Genomic DNA, 24,406 nt, shown 5'->3' on the forward strand with positions numbered 1-24,406 from the left:
TGATACAACCTTTGATTGAGCGCGCATGCAACGCGCGCTGCTGTGATGAATATGAACCTGTGCGAATCTGTTTACCGCGCCTGCTTGCCGCAGTCGGATGCCCGAGCTGCGATTAAATGCAGACCGCGCGCAACCGGCACGTTGCTACGTGCCCGATGCGCGCGGTTCAAGCAGTCAGGCGACTTCAGCGCTTCTTGCGTGCCTGCGGTTTCGACGCCGATTTGGTCGCGGCGCCATGCTTCTTCGCCGCGCCGCGCGCCGCGCGTGCTTCCTTCACCGCTGCGGTTTGCGCGGGCGCAGGCTTCTTGCGGCGCGCGCCCGGCGCGGCCGCGCCACCTTCCGCCGGCGGCAACGCACGCACGCGTGCACCGCCGTTTTCACCGGATGACTTGTCGGCCGCCGGCCCGCGCACCAAAGGCGGCTTGATCGGCGTGTCGCGCACGAGCCGGAAGTCGATCTTGCGTGCGTCGAGATCCACGCGGCTCACCTGCACCCGGACACGATCCGACAGACGATAACGAATGCCGGTGCGCTCGCCGCGCAACTCGTTCTTGATCTCGTCGTACTGGAAGTAGTCCGAGCCGAGTTCCGTGACGTGCACGAGGCCTTCAATAAACAGCGAGTCGAGCTGCACGAAAATGCCGAACGACGTGACGCCATTCACCATGCCGCCATACTCTTCGCCGAGTTTGTCGCGCATGAAGTAGCACTTCAGCCACGCTTCGACGTCGCGCGAGGCTTCGTCGGCGCGGCGTTCGTTGGCCGAGCAATGCAGACCGAGCTCTTCCCAGATCGCCACGTTGTTGCCGCGCACGCGGCCGCGTTTTTCGTCGTCGGCCTGCTGCATGGCGCGAGCGCGCGGCGAGAGCGCCGTATTCAACTCGACGCCTTGCGGCGGCTCCGGCTGATATTTGCGGCCCTGCAGGATCGCGTAGATCGCGCGGTGCGTGAGCAGATCGGGATAACGGCGAATCGGGCTCGTGAAGTGCGCATACGCCTCGTACGCGAGACCGAAGTGGCCGATGTTGTCCGGGCTGTAGACGGCCTGCTGCATGGAGCGCAGCAGCATGGTTTGCAGCATCTGCGCGTCGGGCCGCTCGCGGATCTGCGCCATCAGCGCGGCGTAATCGCTTGCGTGCGGCGTCTCGCCACCGTTGAGTGTGAGGCCCATGCCGCGCAGGAAGGTGCGCAGATTCTCGAGCTTTTCCGCGGTCGGTCCGGCGTGTACACGGAACAGCCCCGGATGTTTGTTGCGCTTGAGGAAGTCGGCCGCGCAGACGTTCGCGGCCAGCATGCACTCCTCGATCAGCTTGTGCGCGTCGTTGCGGGTGCGCGGAATGATCTGTTCGATCTTGCCCTGCGCATTGCAGACGATGTACGTCTCGGTCGTATCGAAGTCGATCGCGCCGCGTTTCTGGCGCGCGGCGAACAGCGACTTGTACACGCCGTACAGATTCTGCAGTTGCGGCAGCAGCGCGGCGCGGCGCGCGGCCTCCGGACCCTTGGTGTTCTTCAGGACCGCGGCGACTTCCGTATAGGTGAGCCGCGCCGCCGAGTGCATCACGCCGGGATAGAACTGATACGCCTTCACTTCGCCGCGCGCGGTGACGATCATGTCGCACACCAGCACACAACGGTCGACGTTCGGATTCAGCGAGCACAAGCCGTTCGACAGTTTCTCCGGCAGCATGGGGATCACGCGGCGCGGGAAATACACCGAGGTGCTGCGCTCGATCGCGTCGGCGTCGAGCCCGCTCTTCGGGTGCACGTAGTGCGAGACGTCCGCGATTGCAACGATCAGCCGGAAGCCCTCGCCACGGCCCACCTGAACCGGCTCGCAGTACACGGCATCGTCGAAGTCGCGGGCGTCTTCGCCGTCGATCGTGACGAGCGGCACGTCGCGCAGATCGATGCGATGACGCGCGTCGACCGGACGCACTTCGTCGGGCAAGCGCGAGGCTTCGTCGAGCGCGGCCTGGCTGAATTCGTGCGGCACGCCGTATTTGCGCACCGCGATTTCGATTTCCATGCCGGGGTCGTCGATATCGCCGAGCACTTCCACCACGCGGCCGAGCGGCTGCGAATGACGGCTCGGGAAATCGGTCAACTCGACCACCACCACCTGGCCGACCTTGGCCTTCTTGGTGTTCTGCGTGATCAGAATGTCGTGGCCGATGCGCTTGTCTTCAGGCGCGACGATCAGCGCGCCGTTCTCGTTGAGCAGGCGGCCGATCACGCGCTTGTTGGCGCGGTCCGTGACCTCGACGATGTGCCCTTCCGGCCGGCCGCGCCGGTCATAGCCGACGATGCGCGCGAGCACGCGGTCGTTGTGCATGACCTTCTGCATTTCGCCGGTGGGCAGGAACAGATCGTCCTGACCGTCGTCGCGAATCAGAAAACCGTAGCCGTCGCGATGGCCTTGCACGCGGCCCGCAACGAAGTTCGACGGATGAGTCAGTTGATAGAGATTGCGCTGATCGAGCCGGATCTGGCCGTCGCGCTCCATCGCGCCTAAGCGCTTGAAAAATCCTTCGCGCTCCTGGCGCTTGATCGACAGCGCTTCGGCGATGTCGTTCGCGGCAAGCGGCGCTTCACTCGTGCGCAGGACGCCCAGGATTTCTTCGCGGCTTGGAATCGGATACGGAAATTTGCTCAAGGGCTTATCGATGATTTTTTCTCGTTGCATGGACGTCGGTCGGCGATGTGGCTCGGTCTAGGAAGCGATGACGGTGCGCTTCGGTTGCGCTTGAACCGCGCTTGAATTGCACCTGCAAATGCACAGAAAAGACTGCTCGGGTCCGGCTCGTTCAAGGCTGAGTCCGACGGGCGTGTGCACCGTGCCAACGAACTACTGCGAGGCATTCTAACACCCGTATTGCGCGCCAAGCGGCCCCAACAATAGTCGTTGGGCAGTTGCTGTGAAGCGCTTGCAGGCACGTCGTCGCCATGTTTAAGCAAGTTTTGAGAAACGCTTGACAGGCCCTAATCTGTCGCTATAATGGCGTTCTTTGCTGTTCATCACCTGCCCAGGTGGCGAAATTGGTAGACGCACTAGGTTCAGGTCCTAGCGGTGGCAACACTGTGGAGGTTCGAGTCCTCTCTTGGGCACCAGATTCAAAAGTAAAGCCGCTTACGAGCGGCTTTACTTTTTGTGTGAGACCTGGTGATCCGCTTCCGGTTGATCGGAGTGGATTGCGTGGTTAAGAGGTAGTTGGAGGTAGTCTGCAGGACGGTTGTTGAGCGGTGAAGTATCGCTTCGCTGCACGACTTATCCGGGCGGTTGAGTGAAGCGAAGTTAGTTTGCATGTAGGGATTGACACGCTGCATCATCACGCTAAAATAGCGGTCTAGCTTGAAGACGTGCCCAGGTGGCGGAATTGGTAGACGCACTAGGTTCAGGTCCTAGCGGTGGCAACACCGTGGAGGTTCGAGTCCTCTCCTGGGCACCACCCCTCTTCAAGTGAAACGAAACACCCCGTTGAGCCTTTGCGCTTCGCGGGGTTTTTTGTTTCTGGCGACGCTTCTTGATGCCTGCCCAACTTCGCCTGCGGCAGAGTGACATTCAACATGCCACCCGGCCAAAGGCTGAATCCTCATCGCGCTTTACCTGCCCCGCTCCAGTTCAAGCCAAAGCTCGACTGCAACGCCGGCACCCACTTCGCACACGCGCGAAACCCCAGCAGTGCGCCGCCCACGGCGAACAGAACGGGAATCAGAAAATCCTGGCTCACGCGGGTGAATTCGAACATCAGCACCACGGCCGTGATCGGCATTTGCATCGAGGCGGCGAGAAATGCCGTCGCGCCGACCACCGCGAATGCGCCCAGCGACGCCCCCGGCCACACGACGCTCCACAATCCGCCGAGCACGATCGCCAGCAACGCACCGTTCGCAAGCCCCGGCGTGAGCAAGCCACCCTCCGCGCCTGCCCGCAGACTGCTCGCGGTGATCACCACCTTCAGCACCAGCAGCATCGCGGCAAGACTCACGGTCAGGCCACCATCGAATGCCAGTCCCGCGGGGCCCTTGCCATTGCCGAGCAACTGCGGGAAATGCATTGCCAGCACGCCGATCATCGCAAAGTTCAGCAGCGACAAAACCGGCAGGCGCCAATTCTTCGGCGCGGCCGCACGCGAGCGTTGCATCAGTTCCGCGAAGCTCCACGCCGCCGCGCCGAAAATCGGACCGCACACCACGGACCACACCACGAGCGACGAACTCAGCGTCAGCGAAGGCACGAGGTATTGATGCTCGTTGCCGAGCCCCACCTGAGCGACCAGCGCGGCCACCGACGAAGCCACGATGGCCGGCACCAGAACGGGCCAGCCGAAGCTGCCCAGCAACACTTCGAGCACGAACACCGCGCCGCCGAGCGGCACGTTATAGACGGCGGCCAGCCCGGCGCCCGCGCCGCACGCCACCATGATCCGGCTCTGCGCGACCGACAGGCCCGCCCGCCGCGACAGCCAGCCGGCCAACGCCGAGCCGATTTCACGCGGCGCCACTTCACGGCCGAGCGGCGAGCCCAGCGCAACGGTGACGATCTGGAGCACGGCATGGACCGTCGTGCTTGCTACAGGCATCTGCGGATCGTCGGACTTGACGGCCTGGCGAATGCTCACGAGCGGCCGGCCGAACCGGTACAGCGCCCACCAGCCGAGCCCGGCCACGAGTCCGCAAACCGTCAGCACGAGCAGCCGGCGTTCAGGCGAGGCGCCGCTTACGCCCTGCAGAAAACTCTCCGCGCTGATCACGTGCGTCACGCTGTAGCCGTAAGCGAGATGCTGAATGCCATGCAGCAGCAACGCGAGCAGCATGCCGCCGAGACCGGCGCCGAGACCCGTGAGCAGCGTGACGGCGGCGACTACGGCAAACGGACTCCGCTCGCGGCGTACTGGCTCGGAAGTGATTGATTTGAATGACATGGCGCGTGGGCGACGGCGAAACAAGTGGAATGCCAACCATGTTATTCCGCGACGCAACATGAATCAAATTGATTTTTTAGCTCGACTGATTCACTGCGCGCATATATAAGACGGACCAACCCGCCGCGCGAAAGCCGCGGCGCCTTCACGCTTGCCTAGCGAGCCGACACAAAGAACATCGACACCACGCACGCGACACCGACGAACCAGACCAGCGACCTGAGCGACGCCAGGTTAGCCACATACAGCACGCCGTGCAGCACCCGTGTGACCACGAAGGTGATCGCCAGCCAGTTGATCCACGTGCTCGATCCGCCTGCCTGTCCGGCTACGACGATCGCGGCGGTAAACATGGCCAATGCCTCCCACGCATTCTGATGCGCCGCATGAGCTCGCGCGCGCCAGCCTTCCAGGTTAGCAAGATAAGCACGCGGCGTGCGATTGTCGTAGCGTTTGCTGACCTTCGCCAGCATGGTCCACGGGAATGGCAGCAGCGCCACGATGAGCAGGCATATATGCGGAATCGTCATTGGTTAGTCTCCCTTGTATGCGCGGCGCGAATGCCGCGCGAGCCGCTGTTATACCTGCCGGTGCGCGCCGTCGCCAACCGTAATTCCAGGAGTGTCACCTCTACCTGCAAGCGAATTACCTTAAGTCAAACTGACCGGATTACCGCAATGACAGCCGAAAAACATTACAGATTACGCATTCTATTGCACACACCATTAATACAATAATTACATTTACCCGACGCATAAACATGTACCGCCATTCCGCGTGAAATTGGCTCCAGGGATTAATACCGATAAACGCGCGTTCATTCATGCAAGCGTTTAACAGTCGGCGTACACTCGCTCGAAGCCTATGCCACGGGGGCGTACGGGGCTGCACAGCCGCCCGTGGCCGATCACGGGATATCGGGGACTCAGGAGAACAATCAATGAGCTGGACACGGGAACAGAGAAACGTCACGATCGCCGCCTATCTGGGCTGGACACTCGACGCATTCGATTTCTTTCTAATGGTGTTCGTATTGAAAGATATCGCGGCGGAGTTCAATACAAAAATCCCCGAAGTCGCCTTCGGCATTATGTTGACCTTGATGATGCGTCCGCTCGGCGCATTGATTTTCGGCTGGCTCGCCGACAAGTACGGCCGCCGTCCCACGCTGATGGTCAACATCGCGTGCTTCTCGCTACTGGAATTGCTCTCCGGCTTTTCACCGAATCTGGCCACCCTGCTCGTGCTGCGCGCGCTGTTCGGCATCGCGATGGGCGGCGAATGGGGCGTCGGTGGCGCATTGACCATGGAAACCGTGCCGCCGAAATCGCGCGGCATCGTCTCGGGTCTGCTGCAAGCCGGTTATCCGAGCGGTTATCTGCTCGCCTCGGTCGTGTTCGGCGTGTTCTATCAATACATCGGCTGGCGCGGCATGTTTTTCGTCGGCGTGCTGCCGGCGTTGCTCGTGCTGTACGTACGCGCGCATGTGCCGGAATCGCCCGCCTTCAAGACGCTCGAAAAGAAAGCGCGTCCTGGTCTCGTCGCCACGCTCAGGCAGAACATCAAGCTGTCGCTGTACGCGATCGTTCTGATGACCGCGTTCAACTTCTTCTCGCACGGCTCGCAAGATCTGTATCCGACCTTCCTGCGCGTGCAGCATCAGTTCGACGCGCATACGGTCTCGTGGATCACGATCACGCTGAATGTCGGCGCGATTTGCGGCGGCCTGTTCTTCGGTTCGTTGTCCGAGAAGATCGGCCGCAAACGCGCGATCTTCATCGCCGCATTGATCGCGTTGCCGGTGCTGCCGCTGTGGGCATTCTCGAGCACGCCGGTGCTGCTCGCGCTCGGCGCCTTCCTGATGCAGATCTCGGTGCAGGGCGCATGGGGTGTGATTCCGGTACACCTGAACGAAATCTCGCCCGACGAAATTCGCGCGACGTTCCCCGGTCTCGTGTATCAACTCGGCAATCTGATCGCGTCGGTCAACGGCCCGTTGCAGGCGAGCGCTGCTGAAGCGCACGGCAACAACTACGCGCTCATCATGGCGGTCGTGATCGGCATCGTGGCGGTGGTGATCGCCGCGCTGATCCCGTTCAGCCGCGAGCGCCGCGGCATCGACATGACGCAGTCCGCCAAACAGGTGGCGGCACAGCTTTAAGCGTTCGAACTAAACAGCTATTTTGCCGGCGCGTTATCAGGCACAATAGCCTGCAAAGGCGGCTCGAACCGCTGCGACGCAAAGCACGCGTCAGCAAACAGAAGCAGGGCCAAACACAGGTAGCAAAGCAATACGAGGCCGTTCCGATTTTCATCGGAACGGCCTTTTTTATTTCCGCGCGGTTTGACGCACTGCGCGCAGGGAAAGCTCGACCTTCGTCAGGTCTTCTAGAGGAGTTAGTCGACACCGACCCCTTGCTCGCACGCATCATTCCTTCTTATCCTGAAAAAAACGGCTGTTTCAAATCGACATTTGAATCGCTTGTTTGCGGGCCGGATGCCCGGCAACTGGGAGACGCAACATGGCAGTTCGCACAACAGGCCGGCATGCCGGCGATACGAAGTCCCGCATCCTCGACGCCGCCGAAACGCTTTTTATCGAATGCGGCTACGAGGCCATGTCGCTGCGCCAGATCACTTCGCGCGCCGAAGTGAATCTCGCGGCAGTGAACTACCACTTCGGCAGCAAGGAGTCGCTGATCCACTCGATGCTGTCACGCCGTCTCGACCGTCTCAATCAGGAACGGCTCAAGCTGCTCGACCGCTTCGACGCCATGCTCGGCGAGCGCCTGACCTGCGAGCATGTGCTCGGCGCAATGTTCATTCCGGCGCTGCGCCTGTCACGTGAACCGCGCGTGGGTGGCAAGGCGTTTCTGCGTTTGCTCGGCCGCGCTTATACCGACCCGTCGTCGTTCATTCGCGACTTTCTCAACGGGCATTACGCTTCCGTGGCGGTGCGCTTTTTCGATGCGTTCCAGCGCGCGCTGCCGCATCTGCCGCGCGAGGAACTCGGCTGGCGCCTTCACTTTGCGATCGGCGCGCTCTCGGGCGTGCTGGCCGGCACCGACACGGACAGTCTGCTTTCCGAGTTTTCGCAAGGCAAGTCGATGAACGATCTGCAGCTCATCGCACGTCTCGCCTCGCTGATGGTGGCCGCGCTCAAGGCACCGCTGCCCGACGGCTCGCAACTGGCCGTGTTCGCCGCGGTGCTGGGCGACGCGACTGAAGGCGGCTCGGAATGCGCGACTGGAGACGGCACGGAAAGCGCGGCGAGCGCGGCACGCGAGTCGGGCGAATCGGCGTCGGCGTCGCCCTTTCCGTCCGTATCGGAAGGCGAACGGCATGGCGGCACTATGGAAGCGGGCGCGTTTCAGCAGGCGTTGCACGGCACGGCATAGCGTTGAACCGGCGCGGACGGCACTGTCGTGAGCCGTCCGCACGGAGCGCCCATGCAAGGCAATAACCGGATCGCCGCCGCACCATGCAAGCAACCCACGCAACGTTAAGCATGCCGCAGCATCGAAAGAATCCTCGACCGGCAATCCCTACAGAGCCGGTCAGCATCAGAGAAGCAACACGTTCCCGATACACACTCAGCAGGAAGGCGACCGGACATCATGAACGCTGCATACCTGAGCAACGACCTGACCAGCAACCTGACCAGCAACCTGAGCGGGACGTCTAAGTCCCGCACCTAAGCGTCGCCGCGCTGTCGAACTACAAACGCGACACGCCAACGAAGCAGGCTCGACAGGAAAGCGAAACGCAGGCAACACCCGGACGCGCGACAAAGCATCCCGCTCGCCGGAAACAAAATCATTAGAACGCGCACCATCCGCGCCCCGTGGATGCGTTCGCACGCACCATCGAAACAGGAGGAAACGTCATGCCGTGGTTCATCCTAGTGCTCGTCATCGCCGCTTTCGCGCTCGTCTACGTTCAGGCACGCGCCGTCTGGTGGCTTGCCTTCATGATCGTCTGGGTCGCGGCCGCGCATGTGAGCGGCGCGGCGGGACCGCTGGCCACGACGCTGCTCGCCATCGTATTCGTCCTGCCTGCTCTCGTACTCGCGCTCAAGCCGCTGCGCCGCGCGTGGCTCGCGAAACCGGTGCTCGACATCTTCCGCAAGATCCTGCCGGAGATGTCGCCGACCGAGCGTGATGCGATCGAAGCCGGCACGGTCTGGTGGGACGCCGAACTGTTCTCGGGACGCCCGCACTGGGACAAGCTGCTCGGCTACGGTCCCGCCACGCTGACAGCGGAAGAGCAGTCGTTCCTCGACGTCGAATGCGAGCAGCTGTGCGATCTTGCGAACGACTGGGAAACCACCATGGTCTGGCAGGATCTGTCGCCGACCACCTGGCAGTTCATCAAGGAGCGCGGCTTTCTCGGCATGATCATTCCGAAGCAGTACGGCGGCAAGCAGTTCTCCGCCTACGCGCATTCGCAGGTCATCATGAAGCTCGCCACGCGCTGCTCGGCCGCCGCCGTTTCGGTGATGGTGCCGAACTCGCTCGGCCCGGCCGAGTTACTGATGCACTACGGCACCGACGAGCAGAAAAACCACTATTTGCCGCGCCTCGCACGCGGCGAGGAAATCCCCTGCTTCGCGTTGACGAGCCCATACGCGGGTTCCGACGCGGCGGCGATTCCGGACGTCGGCATCGTCTGCAAGGGCGCATTCGAAGGTCGCGAGACTCTCGGTTTTCGCGTGACGTGGGACAAGCGCTACATCACGCTCGGACCGATCGCCACCGTGCTCGGCCTCGCGTTTCGCGCGCTCGATCCCGACCATCTGCTCGGCACGGACAACGAACCCGGCATCACCTGCGCGCTGATTCCGACCGACCATCCGGGCGTGAACATCGGCCGCCGTCACTGGCCGCTCAACGCGGTGTTCCAGAACGGCCCGAACTCGGGCAAGGACGTCTTCATTCCGCTCGACTGGGTGATCGGCGGGCGCGCCCAGATCGGCAACGGCTGGCGCATGCTGATGGAATGTCTGGCCGCGGGCCGGGCGATTTCGCTGCCGTCTTCGAATGTGGGGATGGCGAAAATCGCCGTGCGCGGCACCGGCGCTTACGCCGCGGTTCGTCGCCAGTTCCGCACCGCCGTCGGCAAGTTCGAGGGCGTGCAGGAAGCGCTCGGCCGCATGGGCGGCAACCTGTACGTGATGGACGCCGCGCGCCGCCTGTCGGCGCATGCGGTGGATCTCGGCGAAAAGCCCTCGGTGATTTCGGCGATCGCCAAATATCACATCACCGAGCGCGCCCGCATGGTCATCAACGACGGCATGGATATCGCCGCCGGCAAGGGCATCTGCATGGGGCCGTCGAACTTTCTCGCGCGCGCCTACCAGCAGGTGCCGATCGCGATCACCGTGGAAGGCGCGAACATTCTCACGCGCTGCCTCATCATCTTCGGCCAGGGCGCGATCCGCTGCCATCCGTATGTGCTGAAGGAAATGGCCGCCACGCGCGAAACGGATCGCGCCCGCGCGCTGCGCGATTTCGACGCGGCGTTCTTCGGCCACGTCAGCTTCACGCTGTCCAACGTGGTGCGCAGTTTCGTGTACGGCGTGACGGGTGGCGCGTTCATCGTCAAACCGCGCACGGCGTATGCACCGCTGCATGCTTACTATCGTGCGGCCACGCGCCTGTCCACCGCGTTCGCGCTGCTCGCCGATGTCTCCATGTTCGTGCTCGGCGGCGACCTGAAACGCCGTGAGCGCATCTCCGCGCGTTTGGGCGACGTGCTGTCGCAGCTTTACCTGATCTCGGCCACGCTCAAGCGTTTCGAAGACGAAGGCCGTCAGGAAGAAGACCTGCCGCTGGTTCGCTGGGGCGTCGAGGATTCGCTGTACAAGGCGCAACATGCGCTCGACGGCGTGCTCGCCAACTATCCGAACCGCCTCGCCGCCGGCCTCGTGCGCGTGCTCGCCTTCCCGTTCGGGCTGCCCCACCGCGAACCGTCCGACCGCCTCGGCAGCGAAATCGCGGAACTCATGCAGACACCTGGCGCCGCGCGCAACCGTCTGGTGTCCGATTCGTACGTGCCGCATCCGGATGTCGACGCGCTCGGTTACGGCGAGCTGGTGTTCGAGCTGAACCCGCGCTTCACGCAGATCGACCAGAAGCTGCGTGAAGCGGTCAAGCAAGGCCTGCTCGAACCGATGCCGCAGAGCCTGCCGCACCTGGCCGCATGGACCGACGCGGCGCAGCGAAAAGGCCTGCTCGACGCCGACGAGCGCCGCGTGCTGGACGATTACGCGCGTTATGGCGCGCAAGTCGTGAAGGTGGACGACTTCCCCGCCGACTTCGACATGCTCGCCAACCTGCAAAAGCGCAAGGAGACCCTGGAAAAGGCGCTGGAGCTCGCGGCCTGAGCCCTGCGCCGGCCTGAAAAAAACATCCGGGCAAGGCGCGCCGCGTGCGCCGAACTCGGTGCACACTGACACACGTTCGACGCCCCCGATTCCCCAAAGACGAACCCCTTTGAGGCGGGCGGCTTCCTTCGAGGCGTGGCCAGCGGAGCAACCAATAATATGAACGACTCTTATCTGAACTTCGTCAATTCGCCGTTCGGCGCGCGTCTTGCGCGCTCGCTCGGCCTGCCCAAGCCCGAGGTGCTGCGCCGCTTTCGCGCCGACCAGCCCGAGTTCGGCGGCCTGGTGGCGATCGGTGCGGGCCGTGAACCGCAGTTGCTCGACGCGCTCGCAAATCTCGTGGCCAGCATCGGCGTGACGAGCGTCGCGCATGAGAGCGCCGGGCTATGGGTGCCGCTCGCCAATCGCCACGGTCTCATGACGGGCCGTTTCGAACCTGCCGACTCTGCATCGCAAGGCAAGCTCGCGGCCCTGCTGTTCGACGCGAGCGGAATCGAAGACAGCACTCAGCTCGAACCGCTGCACGGCTTCTTTCACGACACGCTGCGCTCGCTCGGCAAGTGCGGGCGCATCATCGTGCTGGGACGGCCGCCGGAAAGCTGTGCGACGCCACGTCAGTGGACCGCGCAGCGCGCGCTCGAAGGCCTCACGCGTTCGCTCGGCAAGGAAGCCCGGCGTGGCATCACCGCCAATCTCGTCTATGTGGAGCAAGGCGCCGAGAACGGCGCGGAAGCGACGTTGCGATTCTTTCTGTCACCACGTTCGGCTTATGTGTCGGGTCAGGTCGTACGCATCGCCGCTGCCGGCGCGGGCCATGAGGCCATGCCGGCGTTCGACTGGCAGCAGCCGCTCGCGGGCCGGCGCGCGATCGTGACGGGCGCCGCGCGCGGCATCGGCGCCTCGATTGCGAGCGTGCTGGCGGCCGAAGGCGCGCACGTGATCGGCATCGACATTCCTTCAGCGCGCGAGGCGCTCGACGCGACCATGCGTCAGCTGAACGGCACCGCGCTCGCGTTCGACATCGCCGCACCCGAAGCGCCCGCGCAAATCGCCGCCGCGCTCGACGAACAGGGCGTGGATATCGTCGTGCACAACGCCGGCATCACGAAGGACAAAACCATCGCGAAGATGACCGACGCCGCGTGGCAAAGCGTGATCGACATCAACCTGTCCGCGCAGGAGCGGATCGACGACGCGCTGCTCGCCGCCGGCATTCTGCGCGACGGCGGCCGGATCATCGGCGTGTCGTCGATCAGCGGCATTGCCGGCAATCTCGGCCAGACCAATTACGCCACCTCGAAAGCCGGCGTGATCGGCCGGGTGCAGAGCATGGCGCCGTCGCTGCGCGCGCGTGGCATCACGATCAATGCGGTGGCACCCGGCTTCATCGAGACGCAGATGACCGCGAAGATTCCGCTGACCATCCGCGAAGCCGGGCGTCGCATGAATTCGATGAGCCAGGGCGGCCAGCCGGTCGACGTCGCGCAGACCATCGCGTGGCTCGCGCATCCGGGATCGGCCGGCGTGAGCGGCCAGGTCGTGCGCGTGTGCGGTCAAAGCCTGATTGGAGCGTGATCATGAGCGAGCCGGGGCACCCGTTCGGCGGCGGTCATGCATCGAACACGGCGCGGCCGAAGACCGTCGTGATCGAGACCTTGCCGGCGCCCGCGAAGCTCTATGCGCGCGCGTTGTCCGGCGTCGTCAAACGCGGGCGCGAGACGCATCTGCCGCCGCTGCGCCTCGTGCGTCCCGCCGTCCCCCTCGACCCCGGCCCGATCTGGCGCTATGCGCGCGTGTGCGGCTTCATCCCCGAGCACGGCGTGCCGCTCACGTATCCGCACCTGCTCGCTTTTCCCCTGCATCTGCTGATGCTGACCGACCCGGCGTTTCCGTGGCCGGCGCTCGGGCTCGTGCATCTGGCCAACCACGTGCGCCTGCGCCGGCCGCTCGCCTACAAGGACATGCTGCGCGTCGAGGTGGAATTCGGCGCGCTACTGCGCCACGACAAAGGCCAGGCGTTCGTGCTGCATACTCGCATGTACCGGCGCGGCGAAGCCGTGTGGGACGGCGACAGCGTTTATCTGAAGCGCGGCGTGCCGGCGAGCGGCAGTGCGCTCGATCCGCTCGAACTCGGCCCCGAACCGCTGCAACGCATCGCGCGCTGGCAACTCGCATCGCAACTGGGCCGCGACTACGCCGGCGTATCGGGCGACTACAACCCGATCCATCTGACCGCTTTGTCGGCGAAGGCGTTCGGTTTTCCGCGCGCCATCGCGCATGGCATGTGGACGCTGGCGCGCGCCGCCTCCGCGCTGCAACCGCCCAAGCCGCTCGCGGAAGCCACGCTCAGCGCCGAATTCAAACTGCCGATGCTGCTGCCAGGCGAAGCGTCGCTGTGGAGCGCGTCGCCTTCGCTGATCGAACGCGACATCGAAGTGCGCGACATCAGCGGGCAAAAGCCGCATTTGCGCGGCCGCATGCAGTGGAGACTGCAATGAGGTGCGCGCGGTGTGCATCGAGTCATGGAATCAGCACCGGCTGAAATCGTTGTTCTATCAGGACGGTCAGCACGATCACCACGATCAGGATCGCCGCAGTCGATCATCGCAGCAGTCGCACCATTCGCCCATTCAATAACCAGGGAACGACCCGAAGGAGCCGAGCATGTCCAACCCGCAGCCAGCCGTACGCCGCGTCGCCATTGTCGGGGGCAACCGCATTCCGTTCGCCCGCTCGAACACCGCCTACGCGACCGCGTCGAATCAGGACATGCTGACCTTCACGCTGCAAGGCCTGATCGACCGCTACAACCTGCACGGCGAACGGCTAGGCGAAGTCGCGGCGGGCGCCGTCATCAAGCATTCGCGCGACTTCAATTTGACGCGCGAATCCGTGCTGTCCACCACGCTCGCCAGGGAAACGCCCGCCTACGACGTGCAGCAGGCCTGCGGCACCGGACTCGAAGCCGCGATTCTCGTCGCCAACAAGATCGCGTTGGGACAGATCGAGGTGGGCATTGCGGGCGGCGTCGATACGACTTCCGACGCGCCGATCGGCGTCAACGAGCGGATGCGCAAGATTCTGCTCGAGGCGAATCGCGGCAAAAGCGCCGGGCAACGCGTCGGCGCGCTGACCAAGCTGCGGCCCGGCATGTTTTTCAAGCCGCTTCTGCCGCGCAACGGCGAGCCGCGCACGGGCCTCTCGATGGGCGAGCATTGCGAGCTGATGGCCAAGCGCTGGAATATTTCGCGCGAGGCGCAGGACGTGCTCGCCTACGACAGCCACCGCAAGCTCAACCAGGCGTACGCACGCGGCTTCGTCAACGACTTGATGACGCCGTACCGGGGACTCGCGCGCGACAACAATCTGCGCGCCGACCTCACGCTCGAAAAACTCGCGAGCCTGAAGCCCGTGTTCGACCGCGACGCCGGCACGCTCACCGCCGGCAATTCGACGCCGCTCACCGACGGCGCCTCCGCCGTGCTGCTCGCGAGCGAAGACTGGGCAGCGCAGCACGGATTGCCGGTGCTCGCGTATCTGAGCTGGTCCGAGACCGCGGCCGTCGACTTCTTCGACAAGAAAGAAGGCCTGCTGATGGCGCCCGCGTACGCCGTGCCGCGCATGCTCGCGCGCGCCGGACTGAGTTTGCAGGACTTCGATCTGTACGAAATCCACGAAGCGTTTGCCGCACAGGTGTTGTGTACGCTCACGGCGTGGCAGGATGACGAGTATTGCCGCACGCAACTCGGTTTGCCAGGCGCGCTCGGGGCAATCGACCGGGCAAAATTGAATGTGAACGGCAGCTCGCTGGCAACGGGTCATCCGTTTGCCGCGACAGGTGGACGCATTGTCGCCGGCCTCGCGAAAATGCTCGCGCAACTCGACAAACCGGCCGGCACCGCGCGCGGTTTGATTTCGATCTGCGCGGCGGGCGGCCAGGGTGTGGTGGCGATTCTGGAGCGGTGAACGGCCGTAGGATCAGCATACAAATAGATGAAGCCCTAGCTTCAGCGATTATTCCGCATCAAGCTTTGCATGGGAGGAGACGATCATGACGCAGCCCACTCAAACCCCTTTCCCGCTCGCCACGGATTCCGCGGCGCCGAGCGCGGCAACCCACGCGCCCAACACCGACGGCATCTGGTACGCGTCCTATCCGGCGGACGTGCCGCACGACATCGACGTCAACCAGTACGAATCGGTCGTGCAGTTCTTCGACGAATGCATTGCGCAGTTCCGCGAGCGCGTGGCGTACGTGAGCGTGGGCGCGAACCTGACCTACGGCGAACTCGGCCGCAAGGCCAGCGCGTTCGCCGCGTATCTGCAAAGCGTCGGCGTGAAACCTGGCGAACGCGTGGCGATCATGTTGCCGAACACGTTCCAGTACCCAGTGTCGCTGTTCGGCGTGCTGAAAGCCGGCGGCGTAGTGGTGAACGTGAATCCGCTCTATACGGTGCGCGAACTCGCGCACCAGTTGAAAGACAGCGGCGCGCAAACCATCATCGTATTCGAGAACTTCGCGAAGACGGTCGAAGACGCGCTGCCCGGCACCAAAGTGCAGAACGTCATCGTGACGGGTCTCGGCGATCTGCTCGCCGACGGCCTGAATCTGAAGGGACGCCTGCTCAACTTCATGCTCCGGCACGTGAAGAAGATGGTGCCCGCGTACAACCTGCCGAAGGCCGTGCCGCTCCTCGAGGCGCTGTCGATCGGCTACTCGCGGCCGCTGACACCCGTGCACCCCACGCATGCGGACATCGCGTTCCTGCAGTACACAGGCGGCACGACCGGCGTCGCCAAGGGCGCGATGCTCACGCACAAGAACATCATCGCCAATCTGCTGCAGGCGAAAGCGTGGTCCGAAGGCCAACTGACCGGCGACATCGAAACCGTGCTCACGCCGCTGCCGCTCTACCACATCTATTCATTGACCGTGAACGCGCTGATCTTCATGGGGCTGGGCGGGCGCAACATTCTGATCGCCAATCCGCGCGACATGAAACGCGTGATGATGATCATCCGTCACGAGAAATTCACCGGTATGACGGCCGTGAATACGCTCTACAACGCCTTCCTCGAAAACGAGGAGTTCTGCAAGCGCGACTTCTCAAATCTGAAGCTCGCCATGGCGGGCGGCATGGCCACGCAGAAATCGGTGGCCGAGCGCTTCAAGGCGGTGACCGGCAAGCCGATCATCGAGGGATATGGGTTGACCGAATGCTCGCCGATCGTGTCGATGAATCCGGTCGATCTGAACAACATGCGTGACTTCGAAGGCTCGATCGGTTTGCCCGCGCCGTCCACCCACGTGCGTTTCAGGAAAGACGACGGCAGTTGGGCGAACATCGGCGAGGCGGGTGAATTGTGCGTGAAGGGGCCGCAGGTGATGAAAGGCTACTGGAACCGCCCGGACGAAACCGCCAAGGTGATCGACGACGACGGCTGGCTCGCCACGGGCGACATCGGCGTGATGGATTCGCGCGGCTATATCCGCCTGATCGACCGGAAGAAGGACATGATCCTGGTGTCGGGCTTCAACGTCTATCCGAACGAAATCGAAGACGTGATCGCCGCGCATCCGGACGTGCGGGAAGTGGCGGCCATCGGCGTGCCCGACGCCGCACAGGGCGAACGGGTGAAGGTGTTCATCGTCAAGCGCAATGCTTCGCTGACGGCCGAACAGGTGATTGCCCACTGCCGCAAGAACCTGACAGGCTATAAGGTGCCGAAGCTCGTCGAGTTCCGCGACGAGCTGCCGCAAACCAACGTGGGCAAAATTCTGCGCCGCGCGCTGCGAGACGAGGAACTCGCGAAGCAAAAGCCTGCCTGACTGGGATTGCGCCTCGCGTCACCTTACGGAGAGATTCATGAAGCACCGCATGTCCGCACGCTCATGCCGCACGTCGGCCTTCATGCCTCTCCCCCGTGTTTCGACGCAGGCCGCCGGTATACGGGCGTCGCTCCATGCGCCGTTGCAAAGCGCGCCGTCGCGCAGACTGCTGCTCGCGGCGCTCGTGGCGAGCGCGGTCGCGCTGGCCTCGCCTCACGCATTCGCGCAAAACGACGATACACCGCCCGCGCTCGATACCGTCAGCACCCTCAAGGCGCCGGCCACGCCGTCCTCGCAGGTCGGCAAGCTCACGCTGGATCAGCAGGTCAAATGGCTGCGTGCCGCACAGCAAAGCGGCGCCATGGAAAAGCTCGACGACGCGCAACTGGTCGCGCTATTCCAGTCGCTCGATCCGCTCGCGTTGCCGCGTTATATCAAGGAAGGGCCGAACGGTTATCCGTCGTACGAGTTCACCATGTTGCGTTCGGAACGCATTCACGGCCAATGGCCCGATAAGCCCGATCACATGCTGGTGCGCCTCGCGCGCGACCCGCTGCGAATCTACGCAAAGTGGCTGCCTGACGGCGCGCACGCGGGCCAGGAAGTCATCTACGACGAGTCCAGGCGGACCGACGAAATGTACGGACACCTGGGCGGCATCCTGAACGTGATGCCGTTGTGGACCTCGCTGCACGGCGTCCTCGCCCGCGCGCAGTCGAACCATGACGTGCGCGATCTCGGTACCGAATACATCGCGAATCAGTACCTCGCCGAGGGCAAGAAATACGCCGAGGCCGGCTTGCCGCGCTCGACCACGATAGACGTGAAAACCATCGACGGCGTGCGCGTGGCGGCCTTCACCTTCGAAACGCCGAACGGCCAGCCGCAGTTCTACGCGAAAAAAGAAACGCTCGGCCTCGATCTGCGGCACCCGTATTTCCGCTCCGTCGAGTCTTACGACAACAACGGCAATATCTTCGAGCGGATCGTGTTCGAAACCATCACGCCGAAAACCTTCGACGATTCGACGTTCGATCCGAAGAACAAGGCGTACAGGTTCTAGCGCGGCGCGAACGCGAAGGCGACATGGACCGGTTGCGCGTGGGCGCCCGTCCCGTGCTCGTCACTCCGTTCGACCCGGTGTCCCGCACGGGTCGCGAATTCGCTAAGGACGAAGAAATCCGAGGCGCGCGTGAGGCCGATCAGCCTCGCCGCCGATCGCGCGGACGTCGCGCCGAGCAGCGGTGCGAGGGTCGTGTACCAGAGCACGCCAATATCGTCGCCGGTTTCGAAAATCGGCCACTGCCTGTGCGCGGCATATTCGGCGAGCGCGACGCCGTGCGCGAGCGTCGAATCGACCACCGCCACCATGTTGCTACGCGCCGCGCCATGCGCGAGCCACGGCCACGCGCTGCCCACCACGCTCGGCAGGCAGGCGCCGGTCATCATGAAAGTGCGCCGATGCATGGTTCGCTCCTGTCGTCATATCGGGCGACACGCGCCCTCAGGTGTAGCCTCGCCGGTCGCGCCACGCAGCCGGCCAGATGCCCTGCTTGCCCGGCGCGAGAATGCCGTTCGGGTCGAGCGCGTCCTTGATCGTTTCCGAGAGGCGCAGCAAGGCGCCGTCGTTGAAGCTGTATTGGGCGGCGGCAAAATCCATATACGCGAGATGCGCGCGATATTCGCCGTAGCCGGCCGCGCGCGCGTCGCTCATCAGCGAACGCAAAAGCGCGCCGGCCTGCTCGACCTGGTTCGCGTCGTCGCGGTCGAAAATCGCCGCGAAGATGTGATGCAGATGGCGCGCGCCCGCCGTAAAACCGCCGTAGTAATCAAAGCCGTACTCCGCGGCGCGCGTCTTGACCATCGTGTATTGACGCAACGCGTCGCGCCCGGTCGCCGGGCACACCGGCGCGAAGTCGACATGCGCGCCCGCGCCGCCGCGCCAGTCGAGCATGCGAAACGCGCTCATCGCGGGAATGCCGGCGAGATTGCGGTCGCCGCCCGCCGTGGGCTGCGCATCGCCCGCATAGCGCGTGGCGGAGAACCGCGCCTGCGGCATGCGGGCAAACGCGCGCTGCACGATTGCATAACGCGCGTCGATCAATTCAGGCGTACCGTATAGCGCGAAATGCAGATTCCAGCGGCCCACGTTCAGCTTGTCGAGCATGGCGGCCACCGCGCGCTCGGGCATCGCGCCCGGCCCGTCATACCACTGCGCGCGTGCCGACAAACCGGCCGCGCGGCGCAGGCCGCCTTCGATCACCGCATGATTGCGGATCGTTTCATCGAGCCGCAGCGGACGCAAAGTCTCCACGATCGCTTCGAGGTCCGCTTCATGGCGAAACTGGATTTCGCCCAGCAGATACGCGGGCGGCGCGGGCATCAGCCAGACGCCCAGCTTGGTGACGATGCCGTAGTTCGACTGCATGAACATCGCGTCGAACGAGGGGCCGAAGCCCGGTTGATACAACTGCCACGCGGTGCCGATTTCGATCCCGCCCATTCCCGTGCGCAACACGTCGCCATTGGCCAGCACCACTTCCATGCCGCATTGCGCCGCCGCATGATCGCCGTAATCCGTATAGCCGAAGCCGCGCTCGAGCGTATTGCCGACCACACTGCCCCAACCGGCCGCGGGCGGATCGACCCACAGCTTGTAGCCTTTCTCGCGTAAATACGCGTACAGATCGAAATAGCTCACGCCCGGCTCGACCAGCGCGTATCCCATCGTCTCGTTCACTTCGATGATGCGGTTCATCCGGTGCAGATCGAGCACCACCGAACCGGCGAGGCGAGGCGCCGCTCCGCCATAGGCGAAGTTGCGCCCGGTCGAGACGGTCCACAGCGGAATGCGAAATTGATTGGCAATCCGCAATATCGCGCGAATCTCGTCGACGGAGCCGGGCAAGAGCGCGGCACTGGCCGAAAACGCCTCGCGCTCGCCGGGCGCGAACGGATCGAGATATGCGGCGAGTCCGTCCGCCGAGGTGACCACCTGCGGCTCGCCGACAATCGAACGCCAGGCGGCGAGCGCGCGATCGAACTGCGCGGCGGATACCTTCGGCGGCAAGCTGCGAATCAAAGCATCTCCTTGGTCGCCGCGCGCGCGAGCGGCGGCGGGTTAGCGGCGCATTCCACCGCCGCCATGCGACATGCCACCCCACGAGCGGGTGGGCGGCGCACCGCGCCAACCGCCATGGCCACCCACGCCATACGGTCCGCGCACGCCGTGCATGTAGCGCACATGATCCATGTGATGAAAATGATGAAAGCGGTCGACGAACACGAACGACACGCCGACACCGAACACGACCGGTGGCCCCCAGTACCATGGATCGTAGTAGTAGACCGGCCCATCCGCCAAGGCCTGCGCAGCGGCATCGTCTTCGACGATCTGCCACGTGCCATCCGCTTGCAGGCACGCGCGGCCGGTGATCTGCTGCATGACGCCGTCGATTTCCGCCTGCCCCACCACGAAACGGCACGTCGACGTATCGGCTGAAACCGGATCCGCTTGCGCCTCGACGGGTGCCGCGCATGCGGCGCAAAAACACAGGCAGGCTGCGGCGCTAAACAGCCGGCTGCCGAAAAGATGAAATGTGAACATGATTTTGCTGCCTCGACGCACCGGCGTTGCGACCCGCAAAAAACGTGTCGGCGCCGTGAAGACACCGTCGGTTTGCCTTGCTCGAAACCGTGCCGCGCATGCGCACACGAGGACGACACGATCCAGCACCGAGTAAACGAAACGCCGCGCAACGCTATTCCGCTTGCGCCGCTGCAACGCCGGCGGTTTCGGTTACCGCGTATTGCAGCGCCGCGCGACGGCGTTTCGCGTCTGCGAACACCGCTACTGCCAAGACTCCGGTTTGCCGCCGAGCGCGCTGCACACGTCGATGGCGATGGTGCGCAGTTTGCCTTCTGCGATCGGCCCGGAGAGCGCATAGCCCATGCCGTCGTTGATCCAGTAGAAGGTGCGCCGGTTGCCTTCGCGCAACAGCCGGAACGCGGTTTCGTCGCGCGAAGTGCCAGTGACGTAAAGCGTGAGCCGCGCGCCGCTGCCGTTCTCGTACATGAATTGCGCGGCCGGTCCCGCTTCGCCGGGCAACAGCCGCCCGCCCACCAGCGAATAGCCATACTCCTGCAACGACGGCACCGAGAGCGGCCGGTTCAGCCGCTTGGAGAGCCAGTTGATCAGATGCTCTTCTTCGCTGGCCGCGACCTCCACCGGGTGACGACGCTCCGGCGTGTACACCGCATAAGCGATGTCCGCACGCTGGGCGAAGCTCGGCGGCTGGCCGCCCAAACCGCCCCACGCACCACCCGTCAGACGCGGCGCGAGCGGACCCAGAGCCAGCGCGAGCCCGGCGCCTGCCGCCAGCCAGCAGGCCGCGACGCCCACTCGCTGCCACCATGGCGTGTTCCGGCGCAACACGATGAAGGCCGGTTCGTCGGCGGCATCGTCCGCGCGGCGTTGATTGCGCTCATCACGCTCGCTGCGCGGCGGCGCGCCGCACAAAGCCCGCAACGCGGATTTCTGCGCGCGCCAGGCGGCCACGCGCGCGGCGGCCTGCGGATGCTGGTGCAGTTGCGCCTCGATCGCGGCGCGCTCCGTGCCCGGCAATTCATCGTCGACAAACGCCGACAGCGCTCGCAGGTCGAGCCCTTCGGGCAAGCTGGAATCGTAGTCGTCGTTATTCATCACGGGTTTCTCACTACTTTCAACGGCGGAGATTTACGCGCCGGGCCTTGAGCCGGCCCCTCCGTCAGCAACGCGCGCATATGTTCGCGCGCGCGCGACAGCCGCGACATGACCGTGCCGATCGGCACGCCGAGTGCGCGCGACGCTTCCTGATAAGACAGATCCTCCACGCAGACCAGCAACAGCACTTCGCGCTGTTCGACCGGCAGACAATACAGCGCGCGCTGCAGATCGCGCAGCACGAGCCCGTCGACTTCACCCTGAGGCGCTTCGAGATTGCGCCACGGCGCGCTCTCTTCGTCGACGGCAATCTCGCGGCGGCCGCGCAACTGGTCGATGTAGAGATGCCGCAGGATCGTCAGCAGCCACGCGCGCAGATTGCTGTCCGGCCGGAAAGCCGCCCAGCGCGCGAGCGCGCGCTCCGCCGTATCCTGCACGAGGTCGTCGGCCCAGGCGCGGTCACCCGTCAGTGCGCGCGCGTAGCGGCGCAACTGCGGGAGCCACGAAATCACTTCAGTTTCGAAACTCACCCGGCGCGAGACGTTCAGTAGCCGCCGCCGCTGCCCGTGCCACCACTCGTGCCAGAGGCGCTGCTATCGGTCGCGGACGTGCACGCGCTCGTCGCGAGCGTGCCGCCCGCGAGCGCCAGCAGGACGAAAACGGCGGAGAGAATGCGGGATAGTTTCATGGTGAGTCTCCTCATGGGCGCCGGGACGCCTCGCGCGAACCGTGCAACCGATCGGCCGCGCGCACGATGCAGCGCCGCCATGCCTGATATAACGCCGGCAGCCGGTGGTTTATTCCGCTGAAGGCGCCGCCCTGCGCTATCTTTTTCCGCCATCCGCGCCGCGAGGGCCTGCGGGTGGCGGAAGAATGCGGCATTCGTCCGCAGATTCGTAACTCAACGTTACAGTCAATAGTTATCAGATGCTTATGTGTCCACAAGCCGTTATAGTGGACGCAGTTCGCCCGCCGACGCGTTCCGCCCCCACACAGGGTAGAATCGCGGCGAACAACCGTCTTTCTAACCTGAATTGTCCATGGCTTCCGCAGAATCGCATCCGCAAAACGACTTCATGAACGCCGCGCGCAAAGAACGAAAGCGCGTTGAGATCTACCTTGTCAATGGCATCCGCCTGACCGGGTGCATCGAGTCGTTCGATCAGTATCTGGTGATGCTGCGCACGCCTGTCGGCCTGCAAGGCATCTACAAGCGCGCGATCTCGACGATCCAGCTCGACACCGGCACGCGTCCGGCTCCGCGCGCGGGGCGTCCGTCGCACGGCGAACACACCACGCGCGGTCCGCACGGTTCGCGTGAACCGCGCGATCATCGTGAGCCGCGCGAACCGCGTGAACCGCGCGAGTCGTATGGCGCGCCGTCTTCGGACCGGCCTGCGTCAGATCGTAGCAGCAGCACGTCGGACGGCCCCGTGGTCGTGACGCGCCGCCGTCGTTTGTTCGGCACGGGCGGCGACGGTGGTAATCATGGCGGCGGCCACCATGGTGGCGGCAGTCACGGTGGCAACGGCGGTGGTAATGGTGGTAACGGTGGTAATGGCGGCACCGAGTAAGTTGCCGCAACAGCGCTCGGCTACTCCGTTGAATGGCCGAGCCGCTGCAAGATCTTTTCCAGGCGCATCACCTGCAGTTCCGTCAGTTCGAATCCACATTTGACCGCCAGCACACGGCGGCGCCAATAGCAGGCGTCCAGCATGCGCTGCGCCGGTTGCCTCGTTGCCCAATCCAGATGTTCCAGTTCTGCTTCCACGACGTGTGACGCGTTGAGGCGCTGTGCGCACGCAGTTTTTTTCCGGTTCATGGTTCTCGCTGCCTAGTTGTTCACGGGTTCCTGGTTGCGCTCCTCCCGAGCTCGACACTGCCGGTTCGCGACATGCGTTGCGGTCTTCCGGCCAACACGATCGGCGATTGATTTTGTTTTTCCCGCGCCGCTTTGCGTCGACACACGGAAAACGAGCTGATGCGCATTGGTTTTAAGTTTTTATTGACGACGCCGCTTCGCCTCCCCGCTCGTTCGCCTCGCGCTTTTGAAGCAGACGCTCACGGCGCGAAGTCCTAAGCCATTCGGCCGATATTCGCCGGCGCCCGCTTTGCGCTATGCTGGATTGCCGACTCTCTTCTCACGGAGCACGTCATGACCAGCAAGAAGCAACACGAAACTCACAAAGCCGAAACGAAAACGCCCGCCGAATCCGCTGAGTCCGCGGACAACAGGCTCGATGAGGCACTCGAGGAAAGTTTTCCCGCCAGCGATCCGATCGCCGTGGACACGGGAGACCCGCATCACGTGGAGGACAAAGAGGCGTCTCCGGAGGGAAAGAAGCGGCGCTAGAAATTGCCGCACTGATGTATCACGTGGGCACAGCGAGATGATGTCGTGGAGGTTGGGCTCTCCTGCGCAGATGCGGTGAGCCAGGCGTGGCCCCTTGAGCGCGTGCTCGTCAGATGAGGTATCGCAGAGGTCGCATGCCGAGGGTGGCATGCGCTGCTTGCGCAGCAAGCACAGCGGGCAGGTGTCGGGCGGCATCTCCAATCCCGCGCCG

20 protein-coding genes and 2 tRNA genes are annotated in these 24,406 nt (G+C 63.9%); 12 read left to right on the top strand and 10 right to left on the bottom strand.

What is annotated here, in order from left to right; genetic code table 11:
• Positions 1 to 184 precede the first annotated feature (184 nt).
• The gene (rnr, locus tag P0D68_RS09195) at positions 185 to 2,686 is read right to left on the bottom strand and encodes a ribonuclease R (RefSeq protein ID WP_408182966.1); all 2,502 of its coding nucleotides are present in this window, start codon (positions 2,684 to 2,686) and stop codon (positions 185 to 187) included.
• A 338-nt stretch (positions 2,687 to 3,024) separates the two neighbouring features.
• Here rnr and P0D68_RS09200 point away from each other — a divergent pair.
• Both P0D68_RS09200 and P0D68_RS09205 read left to right on the top strand, forming a co-directional pair.
• A tRNA-Leu gene (locus tag P0D68_RS09200) sits at positions 3,025 to 3,111 on the top strand.
• 251 nt (positions 3,112 to 3,362) lie between these two features.
• A tRNA-Leu gene (locus P0D68_RS09205) sits at positions 3,363 to 3,449 on the top strand.
• Positions 3,450 to 3,593: 144 nt separating this feature from the next.
• Here the strand turns inward: P0D68_RS09205 and P0D68_RS09210 are convergent.
• Both P0D68_RS09210 and P0D68_RS09215 read right to left on the bottom strand, forming a co-directional pair.
• Entirely contained in the window at positions 3,594 to 4,925 is a 1,332-nt protein-coding gene (locus P0D68_RS09210) for a chloride channel protein (RefSeq protein ID WP_408182963.1), read from the bottom strand.
• Between the two features lie 155 nt (positions 4,926 to 5,080).
• The gene (locus tag P0D68_RS09215; protein ID WP_408182960.1) at positions 5,081 to 5,455 is read right to left on the bottom strand and encodes an MAPEG family protein; all 375 of its coding nucleotides are present in this window, start codon (positions 5,453 to 5,455) and stop codon (positions 5,081 to 5,083) included.
• 410 nt (positions 5,456 to 5,865) lie between these two features.
• Between P0D68_RS09215 and P0D68_RS09220 the strand changes: the two genes are divergently transcribed.
• The 8 genes from P0D68_RS09220 to P0D68_RS09255 all read left to right on the top strand — a co-directional run bounded on the left by P0D68_RS09220 (position 5,866) and on the right by P0D68_RS09255 (position 18,203).
• Positions 5,866 to 7,086 (top strand): MFS transporter, encoded by a 1,221-nt coding sequence (locus P0D68_RS09220; protein WP_408185997.1) that lies wholly within the window; start codon positions 5,866 to 5,868, stop codon positions 7,084 to 7,086.
• Between the two features lie 361 nt (positions 7,087 to 7,447).
• Positions 7,448 to 8,323, top strand: a complete 876-nt coding sequence (locus tag P0D68_RS09225) for a TetR/AcrR family transcriptional regulator (RefSeq protein ID WP_408293517.1) — start codon at positions 7,448 to 7,450, stop codon at positions 8,321 to 8,323.
• A 488-nt stretch (positions 8,324 to 8,811) separates the two neighbouring features.
• A complete protein-coding gene (locus P0D68_RS09230; protein ID WP_408293520.1) occupies positions 8,812 to 11,310 on the top strand; it encodes an acyl-CoA dehydrogenase in 2,499 nt (832 codons plus the stop codon).
• A gap of 159 nt (positions 11,311 to 11,469) precedes the next feature.
• Positions 11,470 to 12,885 carry a 3-oxoacyl-ACP reductase gene (locus P0D68_RS09235; RefSeq protein WP_408293523.1) on the top strand — a complete coding sequence of 472 codons (1,416 nt, stop codon included), beginning with the start codon at positions 11,470 to 11,472 and terminating at the stop codon, positions 12,883 to 12,885.
• Between the two features lie 2 nt (positions 12,886 to 12,887).
• A complete protein-coding gene (locus tag P0D68_RS09240; protein ID WP_091794780.1) occupies positions 12,888 to 13,808 on the top strand; it encodes a MaoC family dehydratase in 921 nt (306 codons plus the stop codon).
• 166 nt (positions 13,809 to 13,974) lie between these two features.
• Positions 13,975 to 15,276 (top strand): acetyl-CoA C-acetyltransferase, encoded by a 1,302-nt coding sequence (locus P0D68_RS09245; protein ID WP_408186001.1) that lies wholly within the window; start codon positions 13,975 to 13,977, stop codon positions 15,274 to 15,276.
• Between the two features lie 85 nt (positions 15,277 to 15,361).
• On the top strand, positions 15,362 to 17,140 hold the full coding sequence (locus P0D68_RS09250; RefSeq protein ID WP_408293527.1) for an AMP-binding protein: 1,779 nt from the start codon (positions 15,362 to 15,364) through the stop codon (positions 17,138 to 17,140).
• 37 nt (positions 17,141 to 17,177) lie between these two features.
• Positions 17,178 to 18,203 (top strand): DUF1571 domain-containing protein, encoded by a 1,026-nt coding sequence (locus P0D68_RS09255; protein WP_408293529.1) that lies wholly within the window; start codon positions 17,178 to 17,180, stop codon positions 18,201 to 18,203.
• On the opposite strand, the gene P0D68_RS09260 is transcribed toward P0D68_RS09255, so the two are convergent.
• The 6 genes from P0D68_RS09260 to P0D68_RS09285 form a co-directional block, all read right to left on the bottom strand.
• Positions 18,200 to 18,607 carry a hypothetical protein gene (locus P0D68_RS09260; protein ID WP_408293533.1) on the bottom strand — a complete coding sequence of 136 codons (408 nt, stop codon included), beginning with the start codon at positions 18,605 to 18,607 and terminating at the stop codon, positions 18,200 to 18,202. The genes P0D68_RS09255 and P0D68_RS09260 overlap by 4 nt on opposite strands.
• 37 nt (positions 18,608 to 18,644) lie before the next feature.
• Positions 18,645 to 20,222, bottom strand: coding sequence for an FAD-binding oxidoreductase (locus tag P0D68_RS09265; protein ID WP_091794795.1), 1,578 nt, complete (start codon positions 20,220 to 20,222; stop codon positions 18,645 to 18,647).
• 39 nt (positions 20,223 to 20,261) lie between these two features.
• The gene (locus P0D68_RS09270; RefSeq protein WP_408186005.1) at positions 20,262 to 20,747 is read right to left on the bottom strand and encodes a hypothetical protein; all 486 of its coding nucleotides are present in this window, start codon (positions 20,745 to 20,747) and stop codon (positions 20,262 to 20,264) included.
• Positions 20,748 to 20,990: 243 nt separating this feature from the next.
• Entirely contained in the window at positions 20,991 to 21,842 is an 852-nt protein-coding gene (locus tag P0D68_RS09275; RefSeq protein ID WP_408186036.1) for an anti-sigma factor, read from the bottom strand.
• Positions 21,842 to 22,372, bottom strand: coding sequence for a sigma-70 family RNA polymerase sigma factor (locus tag P0D68_RS09280; RefSeq protein WP_408186006.1), 531 nt, complete (start codon positions 22,370 to 22,372; stop codon positions 21,842 to 21,844). The genes P0D68_RS09275 and P0D68_RS09280 overlap by 1 nt, the downstream gene beginning before the upstream one ends.
• A gap of 14 nt (positions 22,373 to 22,386) precedes the next feature.
• The gene (locus P0D68_RS09285) at positions 22,387 to 22,530 is read right to left on the bottom strand and encodes a hypothetical protein (protein WP_177204988.1); all 144 of its coding nucleotides are present in this window, start codon (positions 22,528 to 22,530) and stop codon (positions 22,387 to 22,389) included.
• 352 nt (positions 22,531 to 22,882) lie between these two features.
• Between P0D68_RS09285 and hfq the strand changes: the two genes are divergently transcribed.
• The gene (gene hfq / locus P0D68_RS09290; RefSeq protein WP_408186007.1) at positions 22,883 to 23,416 is read left to right on the top strand and encodes an RNA chaperone Hfq; all 534 of its coding nucleotides are present in this window, start codon (positions 22,883 to 22,885) and stop codon (positions 23,414 to 23,416) included.
• 20 nt (positions 23,417 to 23,436) lie between these two features.
• Here hfq and P0D68_RS09295 read toward each other — a convergent pair whose 3' ends face one another.
• Positions 23,437 to 23,664: a hypothetical protein gene (locus P0D68_RS09295; RefSeq protein ID WP_091800581.1), complete on the bottom strand. Its 228-nt coding sequence runs from the start codon at positions 23,662 to 23,664 to the stop codon at positions 23,437 to 23,439.
• Positions 23,665 to 23,997: 333 nt separating this feature from the next.
• Between P0D68_RS09295 and P0D68_RS09300 the strand changes: the two genes are divergently transcribed.
• Positions 23,998 to 24,195, top strand: a complete 198-nt coding sequence (locus tag P0D68_RS09300; RefSeq protein WP_091794806.1) for a hypothetical protein — start codon at positions 23,998 to 24,000, stop codon at positions 24,193 to 24,195.
• The last annotated feature ends 211 nt before the right edge of the window (positions 24,196 to 24,406 follow it).

Origin of the sequence: Paraburkholderia sp. RL17-380-BIE-A (assembly GCF_046028085.1) — a bacterium.
Taxonomy (GTDB): domain Bacteria; phylum Pseudomonadota; class Gammaproteobacteria; order Burkholderiales; family Burkholderiaceae; genus Paraburkholderia.

Bases quoted from the DNA above. Each gene is read 5' to 3' on its own strand.
- rnr (WP_408182966.1), bottom strand. From the start codon at position 2,686: ATGCAACGAGAAAAAATCATCGATAAGCCCTTGAGCAAATTTCCGTAT.
- P0D68_RS09210 (WP_408182963.1), bottom strand. From the start codon at position 4,925: ATGTCATTCAAATCAATCACTTCCGAGCCAGTACGCCGCGAGCGGAGT.
- P0D68_RS09215 (WP_408182960.1), bottom strand. From the start codon at position 5,455: ATGACGATTCCGCATATATGCCTGCTCATCGTGGCGCTGCTGCCATTC.
- P0D68_RS09220 (WP_408185997.1), top strand. From the start codon at position 5,866: ATGAGCTGGACACGGGAACAGAGAAACGTCACGATCGCCGCCTATCTG.
- P0D68_RS09225 (WP_408293517.1), top strand. From the start codon at position 7,448: ATGGCAGTTCGCACAACAGGCCGGCATGCCGGCGATACGAAGTCCCGC.
- P0D68_RS09230 (WP_408293520.1), top strand. From the start codon at position 8,812: ATGCCGTGGTTCATCCTAGTGCTCGTCATCGCCGCTTTCGCGCTCGTC.
- P0D68_RS09235 (WP_408293523.1), top strand. From the start codon at position 11,470: ATGAACGACTCTTATCTGAACTTCGTCAATTCGCCGTTCGGCGCGCGT.
- P0D68_RS09240 (WP_091794780.1), top strand. From the start codon at position 12,888: ATGAGCGAGCCGGGGCACCCGTTCGGCGGCGGTCATGCATCGAACACG.
- P0D68_RS09245 (WP_408186001.1), top strand. From the start codon at position 13,975: ATGTCCAACCCGCAGCCAGCCGTACGCCGCGTCGCCATTGTCGGGGGC.
- P0D68_RS09250 (WP_408293527.1), top strand. From the start codon at position 15,362: ATGACGCAGCCCACTCAAACCCCTTTCCCGCTCGCCACGGATTCCGCG.
- P0D68_RS09255 (WP_408293529.1), top strand. From the start codon at position 17,178: ATGAAGCACCGCATGTCCGCACGCTCATGCCGCACGTCGGCCTTCATG.
- P0D68_RS09260 (WP_408293533.1), bottom strand. From the start codon at position 18,607: ATGCATCGGCGCACTTTCATGATGACCGGCGCCTGCCTGCCGAGCGTG.
- P0D68_RS09270 (WP_408186005.1), bottom strand. From the start codon at position 20,747: ATGTTCACATTTCATCTTTTCGGCAGCCGGCTGTTTAGCGCCGCAGCC.
- P0D68_RS09275 (WP_408186036.1), bottom strand. From the start codon at position 21,842: ATGAATAACGACGACTACGATTCCAGCTTGCCCGAAGGGCTCGACCTG.
- P0D68_RS09285 (WP_177204988.1), bottom strand. From the start codon at position 22,530: ATGAAACTATCCCGCATTCTCTCCGCCGTTTTCGTCCTGCTGGCGCTC.
- hfq (WP_408186007.1), top strand. From the start codon at position 22,883: ATGGCTTCCGCAGAATCGCATCCGCAAAACGACTTCATGAACGCCGCG.
- P0D68_RS09295 (WP_091800581.1), bottom strand. From the start codon at position 23,664: ATGAACCGGAAAAAAACTGCGTGCGCACAGCGCCTCAACGCGTCACAC.
- P0D68_RS09300 (WP_091794806.1), top strand. From the start codon at position 23,998: ATGACCAGCAAGAAGCAACACGAAACTCACAAAGCCGAAACGAAAACG.